Here is a 13,429-nt window from a genome sequence, read left to right as displayed (position 1 = left end):
GTCCCGTACCGCATTCCGATCGTGAAAGGAACCGCCACCGTGACGGACACCGGCCGCCCCCTGGCCGAAGCCGCTGTCGACCGTTACTTCGGCGCCATCGCCGCCCGCGACGCGGCCGCCTGGGCCGCCAATTTCGCCCCGGACGGTCAGAGCGAGGACCCGGTCGGCGGGGAACCGGTCATCGGCAGGAAAGCTCTCCAAGACTTCCAGCAGTCCATCTTCGACGCCTTCCCAGTCATGATCCTCACACCACGCTCGCGCTACTTCGGCGCCAACCAGGCAGCCGTCATGTGGACCTGCCATGTCGAGGTGGATGCTCGCATCGCCGACTTCGACGGCGTCAACACCTACGAGGTGGACGAGGAAGGCCGCATCACACGGCAGAAGGCGTTCTGGGACATGGCAAGTGTCCAGCGCCGCCTCGCGCGGGGTTGAGGGACGGACAAGGGTTTCGGCGGCCCCGGGGAGCGGGGTGAACTGGCCCCTGGGAGACGGTTGTTGTCGCGACCGGGCCGAGTCACGCGTCCCGTTGCGCGACGCGAATGAGTGTGTCGAGTCGCTGCCATGCCGGGGACGAGGCGTTGACCGTGCCCTGGATGAGGGCGGGGATCTCGGAGTCCGCATGCAGCTCGGGCGGTTCGTCGGGTCCGTAGCGTTCCCGGGTCGCCTCGGCGATCCGGCGGGCGAGGTCGTCGATGCGGGGATCGTCGGCGTCGAGGTCGTGCGCGTGGTCATAGTTCGCTGATCTCAGGTCCCGGATACGGGCCAGGGGGACGCCGGCTTCGGCAAGCGTCCGGATCTTGCTGGCCGATGAGGGCAACGAAACCGCTTTGGACCGGCTGGCCGACCTCGCCGACGCGGCCGGCGACCTTGGGGAGCTGAGCGAGCTGTTGGACGAGGGATCCATGCACGCTGGGTTCCTGCTCACTCGACGGGCGGCCGCGGCCGGCGACCTGCGCGAGCTGCAGCGAATCTCCGACGCCGGGTACAACGAGGCCGGAAACACTAGGTTATGCCTGGACTCTCCTGGGGGGCGGGGCATGCCGGCGTCGGCGACATCACGTCAGCCGGATGGTCCGGTCGCAGCTCATGGTGGCCTGTCCCGCTCGTACCAGGAGGATGGGGCTCGCGGCGTGGCCGATGGGCACCCGGGTGGACGAGCCGCGGCTTTGAGGAAGACTGCCGGCGGTGCTGTACGGGCTCGGCGAGGCCCGTCACGCCACCATCATGAGCAGCATCGCGGACATGGTTCCGCCCATACCCAGGTGAGCGGCCAGTGCCGCGTCCGGCGCCGCGCCGAGCCTGCGTCGGCGCCCGTGACTTCCGCGTTCCACCGTCCGGGCCTTGTCCCACACCGAGACGGTCAGTGATACCAGGAGGACCACCACCGTGTCCGGCATGGCGAGCAGCCAACGTCCCCATGCGCGGCCTCGGCCGCCGTCGCGGCCGGTGGGGAGGTGTTTCCCGTTGGTCCCCCGGAGCCGGGCCCAGACAGACGCGCCGATGGACAACAGGAAGTACACCGCGAGCGCCGTGGCCACGTAACGCCAGAAGGAGCCCGAAGCCGAAGCGGCGGTGGCATCGGCCGCGGGGGTCATGCCTGGCGTGTTCATCCCGTGCATGCCTTCCATGCCCTGCATCCCATCCATACCTTCCATGCCCTGTGCCGAGTCCATCCCGGGCATGTTCTCCATGCCCGGCATCCCGGCCATGGCTGAGCCGCCCAGCGCGAGCACCGGCCCGGAGGACGTGCTCGTCATGGCGAGCGTCATGATCACCATGCCTGCGCTGCCGACGATGAGGTGCACCCAGCGGCGGCCGTGGCTCCAGCCGCTCGCGCGGGTGTGCTTGGCGGCCATCGCCACGCCGCCGAGTGCCAGGAGGGTGAATGCCGTGGCCCACCACATGCCGTGACCGGCGTACCAGGCCGCTGTCGCGGGGAGGGCCATGACGGCCATGCACGCGCCCATCAGCGCATCGCCTCCCGCGGCGAAGCGGGTGTCCCCCTGGGTGGTCACCATGCGGATCAGGCTGACGGCGGCCACCAGTGCGGCGACCGCTGCTACGGACCAGCTCAGAGTCTCCATCGTTGCCTTCCCTCGTCGTCTGAGTGCGGCTTCGGTGCGTCGTGCGGCATCGACTACTGAGCCCCTAAGTACGTAGGAGGTTAGGAGTGCGTTCAGTGTTACCCCCGCCGGGTATATTGGCGGAGTCGCTCACCGAGAGCAGGGATGGAAGCCATGACGACAGCCGGGGCCGGACGGGACCGTGCCCGTGGTGGCGCCGGACGCTGGGCGTGGTTCGCCGTCGTCGCGTTGTGCGCCGCGTTCGCCGTGCTCCTCCACCATGAGACGAATGCGGCCGTCTCGCCCTCGATGCGTGCCACCGCCATGAGCGGGATGGCGCGCATGGTGCATGTGCCCTCGGCGACGATGCCGGCGCACGGGGGGATGCCGGCGCACGGGGGGATGTCGGCGCACGAGGGGTTGTCGGCTCACGAGGGTGGGCGCGACGACACCGCACGGGCTTCCGCCCCGGCCGCCGCGCACGGTGACGATGGACCCTGTTCCGGCATGGGCGTCCAGCACTGCTCGGCCGCCGGCATCGACGTCGTAAAACACATGCCGCCGAGCGAACCCTGGGCCGGCCGTGCGGGCGACGTGCACGCCATCCCGGCAGGTCGCCCTGTTCCCGGCAGCGTGAGCCGGGCGCCGCCCGACCTTTCCGTGCTCTCTCGATTGCTTCTGTAGGCCGCCCCACGGCGTCTTCGCGTCCGCGTATGCGATCCGCCGTGCCCGCGTGCGACCGAACACAAGGCATATCGAGAAGAAGGACACCGTCATCGTGAACAGCATCAACCGCCGCTCCGTCCTGCTGGCCGGGCTCGGCGCCGCGGGCGCGGGCGCGCTCGCCGCCTGCAGCGGCTCCAGCGGCGATGCCGACCGCGGCACCGCCCTGGTCAAGCCGTCCGACCCGGCCGTGGCCGCCACAGAGAAGAAGCGCACCAGTACCGGCAAGGTGCACAAGCCGACCCTGACCGCCGCGCCGGCCATGCTGGACCTCGGCGGCGGTGTCATGGCCAAGAGCTGGGCCTTCGGCGGGCAGGCTCCTGGCAAGGAGCTGCGGGTGTCGGCCGGTGACACCGTGGCCGCCGAACTCTCCAATCAGCTCCCGGACAAGACGGCCACGTCCATCCATTGGCACGGTCTCGCCCTGCGCAATGACATGGACGGCGTTCCCCCGGCCACGCAGACCGCCGTGCGGGCCGGATCCACCTTCACCTACCGCTTCATCGCCGACACCCCCGGCACCTACTTCTTCCACCCGCACGTCGGGGTGCAGCTCGACCGCGGGCTGTACGCGCCGCTGATCGTCGAGGATCCGAAGGAGCCACTGTCCTACGACGACGAGTGGGTGGTCGTCCTGGACGACTGGGTCGACGGTGTCACCGGCACACCCGACGAGGTCTTCGCCGAACTGCGGCAGGGCATGGGCGGGATGGACATGGGCGGCCACGACATGAGTGGTATGGGCGGCATGGACATGAGTGGAGACAAGGGCGGGGCGAGCGCCTCGCCGTCTCCCTCCGGCGACGGCATGTCGATGAAGTTCATGCTGATGGGCGCCGACAGCGAACTGCTCGGCGGTGACGCGGGCGACGTGAAGTATCCGTATCACCTGATCAACGGCCGTGTCCCGGCCGACCCGGATGTCTACACCGGCAAGCCCGGCAGGCGGGTCCGACTGCGGATCATCAACGCCGGCGGCGACACCGCCTACCGCGTCGCGCTCGGTGGCCACAGGATGACCATCACCCACACCGACGGCTTCCCCGTCGAGCACCAGCAGACCGATGCCCTGCTGATCGGCATGGGTGAGCGCTACGACGTGCTGGTCACCCTCGAGGACGGCGTCTTCCCGCTCGTCGCACTCGCCGAGGGGAAGGACACCACCGGCCTGGCCCTGGTCCGTACCGGCTCCGGCCGGGCGCCGAAAGCCACCGTCCGGCCGAAGGAGCTGAACGGAACTGTCGTGACCGCCTCGAAGCTCCGCGCCGCGGACGACGTCAGGCTGTCGCCGAAGAAGGTGGACCGAGTGCACCGTGTCGACCTGACCGGCGGCATGACGAAGTACAACTGGGCCATCAACGGCAAGGCGTTCGACATGAGTGATCCGACGGCCGCCCCCCTCATGGTCGAGGAAGGACAGCGGATCCGGCTGGACTTCGTCAACCGCACGGACATGTGGCACCCGATGCATCTGCACGGCCACACCTACCAACTCCGCAGCTCAGGGCCGCGCAAGGACACCGCGATCGTGCTGCCGAAGAAGACGCTGTCCGTGGTCTTCGACGCCGACAACCCCGGCCGGTGGATGCTGCACTGCCACAACGCCTACCACGGCGAGGCCGGGATGATGGCGCTGGTGGCCTATCGAGCCTGATCGCCCCAGGGCTCCCGTCACCTGATGGACCCCACCGGGTGACGGGAGCCTCATTTCCGCGTGCTGCGCGGGAACTTGGCGCGAAGTCTCAGGTCCTTCCCGGGTGCTTCCGCGACGGTGCTAGGGTCACGGCATGGTTACGGCCTGGTCTCCCTCCGTTATGACGTGGTGCCGCCCGTCGCGGCGGCCGCTGCGTGTGCTGTGGGTGGCGGCGCTGCTGCTCGGGCTCGTGTACGCGCATGGCGTGAGCGCGGAAGGCGTAGCCGGGCATCTCGCATTCGGCGCGGTGGATCAGGGCGCGCCCGTGAGCCAGGCCGACGCCGGGACGGCGTCCGTCGCCGCTGAGGAAATGTCGGACGGCGGGGTCGAGTCACGGGACGATCACCACAACGGCAACCATGACTCCTCTCACCCGGTGCATGAGTGTCTTGTGGGTCAGCCGCAGTACGGTTCCGGATGGGTGGCCCCTTGTCCGGCCGTGCTCAGCCGGGCCTCGGCTCCCCTGGCCGCGCCATCGGGGGTGACCGGCCTGGTCCAGTTGGTTTCGGACGGATGTCCGTTGACAGACTCCGCTGCCTGCGTGGTTCTGCGGATTTAGGCGCACCCCCGTACCCGGACCCGGACCGCCGACCGGTCGGCGTATGCCCGCCATACGCCCGGCCCGGTTCGGTGCCGCGTGCGCGCGGTGCGCCCCATCTCCCGAATCCGCTGGTTCAGCACGCTGGTTCGGGGACATGGGGGCGCTGAACCCTGCCCTGCCGGTCTCTGCCCACCGCTCATCCCCGCTCCGCACCGGGGGAGCGGTGGCCCCTGCGGAGGAACTGTTGCCGATCCATCTCCATGTCCGTCCTGCCCTCTTACCGGGTTCTCCTTGGTATCGCTGCCTCATCGCCGTGGTGTTGTGCGGGTTGCTGCTGGCCGTTCTGGACTGTGCCGGTCCACACAAGGAGTCAGACCATCGCGGCTCTTCGGTGCCGATCGCGTCCGGGGGATCCGTACAGGCGGCATCCGTACAGGCGGCGTCCGCGCAGGCGGCATCGCCCGTGGACTCGGATACCGAGGCGGTACCCAGCACGGAGTCCTGTGTTCCACGCGGCCTCGCCGGTCTGTCCGTGCCGAGGCCACCGGCGCCCTCGCGCGAGCTCGTACCGACTGCCGGCGTGACTCCGGCCTTCGCCATGGCGGCCATCCGCGCCATGGCACGCCCTGAGGAAGGGAGAAACAGCAGGGCAGTGGCCGGGAGTTCCAGGCTGTCCGTCGTCTGCCGGTGGCGCATTTAGGCCGTGCCCGCCACCGCCGTCATGCCGGCGTACCTGAACGAGCGGCCCCCGGATCCGGGAAGCGCGCTACGAGGTCTCGCCGGGACGCGATCAGACGACCCGACAGCTTTTCACGCTCTGAGAAGAAAGCGGAGAGATGCACTCCTCGACCACCACCGGCACCGGTCCGCTGACCGACAGGTCCGCCCTTTCCGGGCTGGTCGGCAACACCCCGCTCCTGCGAGTGTCCGAGCCCCTCGTCCCGGCGGGACGTGGCTTCTGGGCCAAGCTGGAGGGCTTCAACCCCGGCGGCATCAAGGACCGCCCCGCGCTGCACATGGTCCAACGGGCCCGGGCCCGCGGTGACCTGCGGCCCGGCGGCCGGATCATCGAGTCCACCAGCGGGACCCTGGGACTGGGACTCGCCCTGGCGGGCATGGTCTACCACCACCCGGTCACCCTGGTCACCGATCCGGGGCTGGAGTTGTCCATGACCCGGTTGCTGACCGCGTTCGGCGCCCAGGTCAATGTCGTCTCCGAGCCCCACCCGACCGGTGGCTGGCAGCAGGCCCGCCGTGACCGCGTCCAGCATCTGCGGGACCAGCACCAGGGTTCATGGTGCCCGGACCAGTACAACAACCCCGACAACGTCGCCGCGTACACCCCGCTCGCACTCGAGCTGGCCCGCGAACTCGGCCATATCGACGTGCTGGTGTGCAGTGTCGGCACCGGCGGACACTCCGCCGGGGTCTCCCGGGTCCTGCGACAGCTCTACCCCGACCTGACGGTCGTCGGAGTCGACACCGTCGGATCGACGATCTTCGGTCAACCGTCCAGGCCCCGCCTGATGCGGGGGCTGGGATCCAGCATCTACCCCCGCAACGTGGCCTACGACCAGTTCTCGGAAGTGCACTGGGTGGCCCCCGCGGAAGCCGTGTGGACCTGCCGCCAACTGGCCGCTTCCCACTACGCCACCGGCGGATGGAGCGTCGGAGCGGTCGCCCTGGTGGCGGGCTGGCTCGTCCGGACCATGCCCGCGGAGGCCCGGATCGTGGCGATCTTCCCCGATGGACCGCAACGCTACCTGGGGACTGTCTACGACGACGACTACTGCGCCGCCCATGGTCTGCTGGGCTCACCCCCCGCACCCGAACCGGACCTGATCGGCCGCCTGGACGAAAAGGAGGTACACCGCTGGACCCGGTGCACCACCGTGGCCGACCCGCTCTCCCCCCAGGGCGCCACCGAGGACCCGGACGAGGAGGTGGCGTAGTGAAGTCGCTGTTCACACAGGTGCGTTCCTACGAGCGCAGTGTCCAGCTGTTGATGGTGAACCAGTTCACCATCAACCTGGGTTTCTACATGCTCATGCCTTACCTGGCCGCCCATCTGTCCGGCACTCTGGGACTGGCCGGCTGGCTCGTCGGACTCATCCTGGGAGTGCGCAACTTCAGCCAGCAGGGCATGTTCCTGGTCGGTGGCACGTTGGCGGACCGGCTCGGCTACAAGCCGCTGATCATCGCCGGATGCGTTCTGCGTACCGTCGGATTCGCCGCTCTGGGGCTCGTGGAATCCCTGCCCGCGCTGCTCGCCGCCTCGGCGGCCACGGGGCTGGCCGGTGCCCTGTTCAACCCCGCGGTACGGGCGTACCTCGCGGCAGACGCGGGAGAGCGCCGGGTGGAGGCGTTCGCACTGTTCAACATCTTCTACCAGGGGGGAATCCTGCTCGGCCCGCTGGTGGGCATGGTGCTGACCGGCATCGACTTCCGCGTCACCTGTCTGGTCGCGGCAGCGATCTTCGCCGTGCTCAGCGTCGTGCAGATCCGCGCGCTGCCGCCCCGGAGGGGCGACAACGGCGACAACACCAAGGATGGTCAGGACACAGGGCGTGAGAGCGTGCTGTCGCAGTGGCGAGAGGTGGTGGCCAACCGGCCCTTCCTGCTCTTCTCGGTCGCCATGATCGGCTCGTACGTCCTGTCGTTCCAGGTCTATCTGGCCCTGCCGCTGGAAGTGCGCCGACTCGGCGGCGAGGGTGAGTCCGGGACAGCGGCGGTGGCATTGCTGTTCGCCGTCTCGGGCCTGAGCACCATCCTCGGACAGACGAAGGTCACCGCCTGGTGCAAGGCCCGGATGGAGCCGGGGCGGGCGCTGACCTGGGGGCTGTTCTCGATGGGCGTGGCGTTCGCACCGCTGCTGCTCGCGACCGCCGTTCCGGTACCGGACGGTGGTGTGGGCCGCTGGCTGCTCGCGGCAGTCCCGCCCGCGCTCTCGGCATTGCTGCTCGCGCTGGGGACGATGATCGCCTATCCGTTCGAGATGGACACCATCATCCGGCTCTCGGGGAACCGGCTCGTGGCCACCCACTACGGGCTGTACAACACCATCTGCGGCGTCGGCATCACCCTGGGCAACCTGCTCACCGGCGCTGCGCTGGACGCCGCCCGGGCGGCGGGGATGTCCGCGCTGCCGTGGCTCGCGCTGCTGGCGCTAGGCCTGGCCTGCGCCGTGGCTCTGTACGGGTTGCACCGCACCGGCCGCCTCGCGGCACTGCCCGCGGCCGAGGCACGGCCCGCGGCCGCCTGACGGGCCGTAGGCGGGGACGGAGCGGCGGACGGGTATGCAGCCCCGTTCCGCCGGTCCGCCACCGCGCGGGCGGTGCCGCGGCCTGTTCGGAAGGGGAGGGCTCGGCCGCGGATCGCGCGGCTGGGCCCTCCGGGCGAGGCGGCACGGTGGCGCCGCGCCTCGCCCCGGGCATACGTACTCACATGTCGACCGGGCCCATCGGGAAGACCGCCACCTCGGCCATGCCGCGGTGGAAGCCCTTGTCGGAGAGGGGTTCCAGGGCGGCGGCGAGCCAGCGGTTGTCCGGGGACCAGCTGAGGGCGTCCACGTAGGTGCGCATCTGGCGGCCCAGGATGATCTTCTTGTCCGCCATCCGCCACACGCACAGTTCGTGCGGGCGACTCTCACGGAACTCCAGATAGCTCAGCTTGCGGCTGAAGCTGCCGACGGCCAGATAGCTGCCGTCCCCGTTCGAAGCGAGGGTGAACAGCCGTTCCGAGGCATCGTCGACCTTGTCGATCACCCCGCCCGTCGCCGGGTCGACGACGTAGAGGTTCTGCTGCGCGCCGAGGAAGAGCCGCGACGAGTCGCCGGAGAAGGCCGTGCACTGGATCGGGTCCCACTCACCGGCGTGGGAGACGCGGCGGAAGGGCTCACGCTCGTCGCCGTGCAGGTCGAAGCCGCCCTCGCCCGCACCGTTCGGGCTGATGCGGTACGCGCCGTCGCATGAGCGCAGATGCCCGAGCTGGAAGGGAGCCTCGGCCTCCGCCCGCCGGTCGACGTCGAAGGCCCACTGCTTCCGCTCCTCCGGTCCGTCGCCGGTGCTGTAGCCCTTGACCACGAGGACGTGACCGCCCGGCACCCACATCATCAGCGGCACGATCCAGTCACCGGCGTGGGTGTGCACCACCTCGCTCCAGTCGGCGGTGTCGTAGACCCATACCCGCCCCTGATCGCTGCACACGGCCAGGTACTTGCCGTCGTCGGAGAAGTCCATCCCGTTGACGTGGTCGTACTTGACGCTGCCGGTGGTGGTCTCGAACGGCCGCAGGGTGACGGCCGGCCGGGCCAGATCGGGTATGTGCGGGGAGTCCTCGGCCGTCCAGCTGTCGCCGTTGAGCGGAAAGGCCGCCGAGCCCCAGCCGTCGCCCACGCTCAGCGGCTCCAGCCACTTGCGGTCGGTGACCCGGATCTCGTACTCGGCCTGGATCAGCAGGTCCTCGTCCTTCCAGGCCCCGCCGCGCTCGTAGTAGAAGTCGTGCATGTCCTCCCACTGGTCGTCCGTGAGCGGGTAGTTGCGGAGCTCCACACGCTCGACCCGGGAGATGAACCGGCGGGCGTTGGTGTCGGCCCATTCGTAGTCGAGGAGCCGGCTGGTGCTCACGGCGTGCCCGAGCGGGCCCGTACGGTCGTCATCGGCGCCCAGATAGCCGGACGCGGCCTCCCAGAGAAAGTGCAGGAAGGTGTTGGGCTCCTCGTTCGGCAGCGGGATATGTGTGCGCGAGCCGACGTCGTAGTAGACGACGAACACCTTCAATCGGGCGCGGAGCTCATCCGGATCCACGGCAAGAACCCGTACGCCGTACATGTCGGTCGACATTCGTCGTCCCCCTCTGGATGTGGTGGTGCGGACCCACCGACACCGGCCTGTCGGCCCATCGACCGGTGTCGGAACGCCCCTGATGTTTCCAGAGGGGTCTGACAGCGGCGCCCACGCGTGCCGCGGCCACGGCTGGACGGCTGACCCCTATTCCGAGGAACACAGAGCGTGGTCGACGAGGTCGGCGACATCCCGGAGCTGCCGCCCTTCGGTGTCCTCGTCGCCGGGCCGGCTGTGCAAGGAAACGGTGATGGCGTTACGCCCGTCGGAGGCGGGCCACGCCGTATAGCCGAATCCATTGCCACTGTGTCCCCAGTACCCACCGCCGCAGGACAGCGGGGTCCACTCGAGGCCCAGGCCATAGCGCGTGCCCGGCGGGGAACCGTGGTCGGGGGGCACTTCGACCGTGCGCTGCATCTCGGCCAGCTGCGCGGGGGCCAGAAGCTCACCTCCCACCAGCGCTTTGAAGAACCTGTTGGTGTCCTCCTCCGTGCTGATCAGCGACCCGTCGGCGTCACCGTCGAAGGGCAAGTAGGCGATGGTGGTGTCGGTCATCGCGCCGCCCGGCTCGAACTGCTGGTAGTCGCGGGCGTGGGGGCCGGGCAGGAGGGGCCAGTCGCCGGGGGCGAGTGTGTGCGTGAGCCGTAAAGGACGCACGATTCTGTCCTGAACCTCCTGTTCCCAGGCATGGCCGGTCGCCGCTTTGATCACCATGCCCACGAGGATGTAATTGGTGTTGGAGTACTTCCAGCCGGTACCGGGTTCGAAGGACGGTGGGTGCCGCATGGCGAAGGCGACGCGTTCCTCGGAGGTATAGGTGGTCCAGCGGTCCCTGCGATATCCGGCGGCGCTGACCTCCGGCACGACATCACTGATGTAGTCGGGCAGCCCGCTGGTGTGCTGAAGCAGCTGGCGCAGAGTGATCCCGCGTCCGTCGTTGCCCTGGCCGTGCACGACGCCCGGCAGCCATCTGTCCACCGTGTCGTCCAGCGACAGCCGTCCTTCACCGACGAGTTGGAGCAGCACGGTCGCCACAAACGACTTCGTGGTGCTGCCGATCCTCACATAGCCGTTCCGAGGCACCGGCCGTCCGGTGCCGAGGTCACCGACCCCGCTGCGGGCTGTTCGCACTCCCTCGGGCGTTTCCAGGGTGACCGACACCCCCGTGACGCCATCGTCACGCAGTGCGTCGGTGTCCTGCTGGAGTTGGGAAGGGTGGGCGGTGGCCGCGGTTCCGGACCCTGCCGTGCCGAGTGCGACGAGGGACGCGGCAGCGACGATGGTCACGGTCCGGCAGGTGGTCCTGCGACGGGGCATCGACATGCGCCCCAGCCTAGAAATGGGTGTGTCGGGCCGGCCATCCGGCCAGCCCGAGGTCTCGGTGTCGGGTTTTCCACAGTGCCCTTCCCCGATCGGCGCCACGGGCCGTTCCCGCCCATCGGGAGGAACGGCCCGGTCGACTCCCGCTCTTCACCGGTGGCGTCAGCAGGTGGAGTTGGTCTGGGTGAGCAGGCCGAGGCGCCACGGCAGGGTGTTGTAGTCGCCGCTCGCGGCCGGATCCTTGCCCTGGTAGAGGTACTGGAGTTTGCAGGAGGGGACGGTCAGCGTCTGGTCATAACCGGCGCGGAGCATCTCCCCGTGGCTGATGTCCTTCGTCCAGGCGCCGGACGGGAAGGTGGTGTTGTTGGCCCGGGCGAAGGGGTTGCCTTCGGAGGCGGCCAGCGGTGTCCACGAGCCCGCGATGCTGCCGGAGGTCCAGGACCGGAAGTAGCGCCGCCCGTCCGAGCCGATCGCCTCGACCATCAGCAGGTACTGATTGCCGCCCTGCACCTTGTAGACGTTGCTCGCCTCGAACAGGGCGTACTTGTTGGAGTCCTGGGCCGCGATGACGGTGTTGGTGAACCCGTTCGGGAACTGGGCCAGCGTCGTCTGCGAACGGTACAGATGCCCGTTGTCGTCGGAGGAGAACAGGTAGCAGTTGGCGCTGTCACAGATCACCCACATGTCCACCCAGTAGCCGCTGCCGATGTTCTGGCGGATGATGTCCGGCATCGACGAGTAGAAGTTGCGCGGGGCGCTCCAGCCGTTGGGGTTGCTGATGTCGGTGTTCGTGGAGTACGAGGCGTTGCCGGTCTGGTAGACGAGGTACCACGTCTTCTGCGGCGCGAAGTAGAACACCTGTGGCGCCGCCCGGTACCCGGTCCCGATGGCGCCGCGGTCCAGGTAGTGGTGCGTGGCCGAGTTGGCCTGGGACCAGTCGGTGAAGCTCAGGTACACCAGGCCGTATCCGGAGGAGCTGGCGACACTGGCGAACACGTGGTACTTGCCGTTGTAGTAGACAACCGACGGGTCCTTGAGCCCGGCGATGTTGTGGGTCGAGTCCGGCTTGGGGGACATCAGTACGCCGCTGGAGCTCCAGGAGAAGGCGGATGGCAGCGCGGCGGCGGACGTGGCCGCGGTGCCGCCCAGCGCGGTCAGCACGGATTGATAGGCCGCCTTCTTGTTGCCGCCGCGGTCGAACAGCAGCGGGTTCTCCCCGGCGCGCCAGGAGTCGCTGTCCCGGATGCCCCAGACGGTGATGCCGGTGCAGCGGGAGACGTTCATACACGCCCTGACCGTGTTCGCGTACGCGGTCGTCGGCGCCTGCGCGATGTCCAGTTCCGTGATCTGCACGTCCACACCGAGGGCGGCGAAGTTGGACAGGGTGGTCTGGAAACTCGCCGGCGGGCCGCTGGTGCCGAAGTGGGCCTGGAAGCCGACGCAGTCGATGGGCACGCCGCGCGCCTTGAAGTCGCGCACCATCTGATAGACGCCCTGGGTCTTGGCATCGCTCCAGTTCTCGATGTTGTAGTCGTTGTAGCACAGCTTGGCCGACGGGTCGGCCGCCCGAGCGGTGCGGAACGCCTCCTCGATGAAGCCGTTGCCCAGCAGGTTCTGGAACACCGAGGGACGGTGCTGACCACTGCCGCCGTCGGCGAACGCCTCGTTCACCACGTCCCAGGCGAAGACCTTGCTCTTGTAGTGGTTCATCGTGGTGGTGATGTGGTTGTTCATCACGCTGCGCAGGGTGTTCGCGTCGGTGATGGAGCTGACCCAGCTGGGCAGCTGGGAGTGCCAGACCAGGGTGTGGCCGCGAACGCGCTGTCCGTGCGAGGTGGCCTGGCCCACGATCTGATCGGCGGGGCCGAAGTTGAACGAGCCGCGGGACCGCTCGATGGTGTCCCACTTCATCTCGTTCTCCGGGGTGACCGCGTTGAACTCGCGGTTCAGGATCGTCGAGTATGTCGTGTCGCCGAGCTTGCCGGCGGCCACGGCGGTGCCGAAGTACCGCCCGGACTGGGCGGCTTGGGCGCCCAGGGTGGTGGCCCGGGTGGCATCGGGTGCGGCGTTCGCGGTTCCGGGCACCGCCATCGTGGCGGCGGCCAACAGCCCGAGCAACCACGCGCGGGGTCGGCCAGGTGGGCCACATCGGCCACGTCGGTTCGGAAGGTTCATCTCTCTCCTCGGGGATCGGGGCTCCTATGGGAGCGCTCCCAAACACGGCCGCACGAGTGCGGTCATACCC

Annotated in this window: 10 protein-coding genes; 5 read left to right on the top strand and 5 right to left on the bottom strand. The window is 68.9% G+C overall.

Annotated features, from left to right (window positions below; genetic code table 11):
• Positions 1 to 39 precede the first annotated feature (39 nt).
• Entirely contained in the window at positions 40 to 435 is a 396-nt protein-coding gene (locus JK364_RS48465) for a nuclear transport factor 2 family protein (protein WP_201857846.1), read from the top strand.
• Between the two features lie 82 nt (positions 436 to 517).
• Here the strand turns inward: JK364_RS48465 and JK364_RS48460 are convergent, their stop codons facing one another.
• Positions 518 to 820: a hypothetical protein gene (locus tag JK364_RS48460; protein ID WP_230993679.1), complete on the bottom strand. Its 303-nt coding sequence runs from the start codon at positions 818 to 820 to the stop codon at positions 518 to 520.
• 394 nt (positions 821 to 1,214) lie between these two features.
• Complete coding sequence (locus tag JK364_RS48455) at positions 1,215 to 2,087, bottom strand: DUF5134 domain-containing protein (RefSeq protein ID WP_230993678.1); 873 nt, start codon at positions 2,085 to 2,087, stop codon at positions 1,215 to 1,217.
• A gap of 153 nt (positions 2,088 to 2,240) precedes the next feature.
• Between JK364_RS48455 and JK364_RS48450 the strand changes: the two genes are divergently transcribed.
• The 4 genes from JK364_RS48450 to JK364_RS48435 all read left to right on the top strand — a co-directional run bounded on the left by JK364_RS48450 (position 2,241) and on the right by JK364_RS48435 (position 8,285).
• The gene (locus JK364_RS48450) at positions 2,241 to 2,750 is read left to right on the top strand and encodes a hypothetical protein (protein WP_201857845.1); all 510 of its coding nucleotides are present in this window, start codon (positions 2,241 to 2,243) and stop codon (positions 2,748 to 2,750) included.
• A 94-nt stretch (positions 2,751 to 2,844) separates the two neighbouring features.
• Complete coding sequence (locus JK364_RS48445; protein ID WP_201857859.1) at positions 2,845 to 4,443, top strand: multicopper oxidase family protein; 1,599 nt, start codon at positions 2,845 to 2,847, stop codon at positions 4,441 to 4,443.
• A 1,416-nt stretch (positions 4,444 to 5,859) separates the two neighbouring features.
• The gene (locus tag JK364_RS48440; RefSeq protein WP_201857844.1) at positions 5,860 to 6,975 is read left to right on the top strand and encodes a PLP-dependent cysteine synthase family protein; all 1,116 of its coding nucleotides are present in this window, start codon (positions 5,860 to 5,862) and stop codon (positions 6,973 to 6,975) included.
• A complete protein-coding gene (locus JK364_RS48435) occupies positions 6,975 to 8,285 on the top strand; it encodes an MFS transporter (protein WP_201857843.1) in 1,311 nt (436 codons plus the stop codon). Before JK364_RS48440 ends, JK364_RS48435 begins: the two co-directional genes overlap by 1 nt.
• Before the next feature lie 178 nt (positions 8,286 to 8,463).
• Here the strand turns inward: JK364_RS48435 and JK364_RS48430 are convergent, their stop codons facing one another.
• From JK364_RS48430 to JK364_RS48420, 3 genes are all read right to left on the bottom strand, one after another.
• A complete protein-coding gene (locus JK364_RS48430) occupies positions 8,464 to 9,864 on the bottom strand; it encodes a WD40 repeat domain-containing protein (protein ID WP_201857842.1) in 1,401 nt (466 codons plus the stop codon).
• A gap of 147 nt (positions 9,865 to 10,011) precedes the next feature.
• Positions 10,012 to 11,187: a serine hydrolase domain-containing protein gene (locus tag JK364_RS48425; protein ID WP_230993677.1), complete on the bottom strand. Its 1,176-nt coding sequence runs from the start codon at positions 11,185 to 11,187 to the stop codon at positions 10,012 to 10,014.
• Positions 11,188 to 11,346: 159 nt separating this feature from the next.
• Positions 11,347 to 13,359: a glycoside hydrolase gene (locus JK364_RS48420; protein WP_201857841.1), complete on the bottom strand. Its 2,013-nt coding sequence runs from the start codon at positions 13,357 to 13,359 to the stop codon at positions 11,347 to 11,349.
• Positions 13,360 to 13,429: the final 70 nt, after the last annotated feature.

It is taken from the genome of Streptomyces endocoffeicus (assembly GCF_016741935.1).
Taxonomy (GTDB): domain Bacteria; phylum Actinomycetota; class Actinomycetes; order Streptomycetales; family Streptomycetaceae; genus Streptomyces; species Streptomyces endocoffeicus.
The sequence above is the reverse complement of the archived record's forward strand: the minus strand, read 5'-3'. Positions and strand labels throughout refer to the sequence as shown.

What these genes read in the sequence shown, in the direction of transcription:
- JK364_RS48455 (WP_230993678.1), bottom strand. Translation starts at nt 2,087, where the DNA reads ATGGAGACTCTGAGCTGGTCCGTAGCAGCGGTCGCCGCACTGGTGGCC.
- JK364_RS48450 (WP_201857845.1), top strand. Translation starts at nt 2,241, where the DNA reads ATGACGACAGCCGGGGCCGGACGGGACCGTGCCCGTGGTGGCGCCGGA.
- JK364_RS48440 (WP_201857844.1), top strand. Translation starts at nt 5,860, where the DNA reads ATGCACTCCTCGACCACCACCGGCACCGGTCCGCTGACCGACAGGTCC.
- JK364_RS48430 (WP_201857842.1), bottom strand. Translation starts at nt 9,864, where the DNA reads ATGTCGACCGACATGTACGGCGTACGGGTTCTTGCCGTGGATCCGGAT.
- JK364_RS48425 (WP_230993677.1), bottom strand. Translation starts at nt 11,187, where the DNA reads ATGTCGATGCCCCGTCGCAGGACCACCTGCCGGACCGTGACCATCGTC.
- JK364_RS48420 (WP_201857841.1), bottom strand. Translation starts at nt 13,359, where the DNA reads ATGAACCTTCCGAACCGACGTGGCCGATGTGGCCCACCTGGCCGACCC.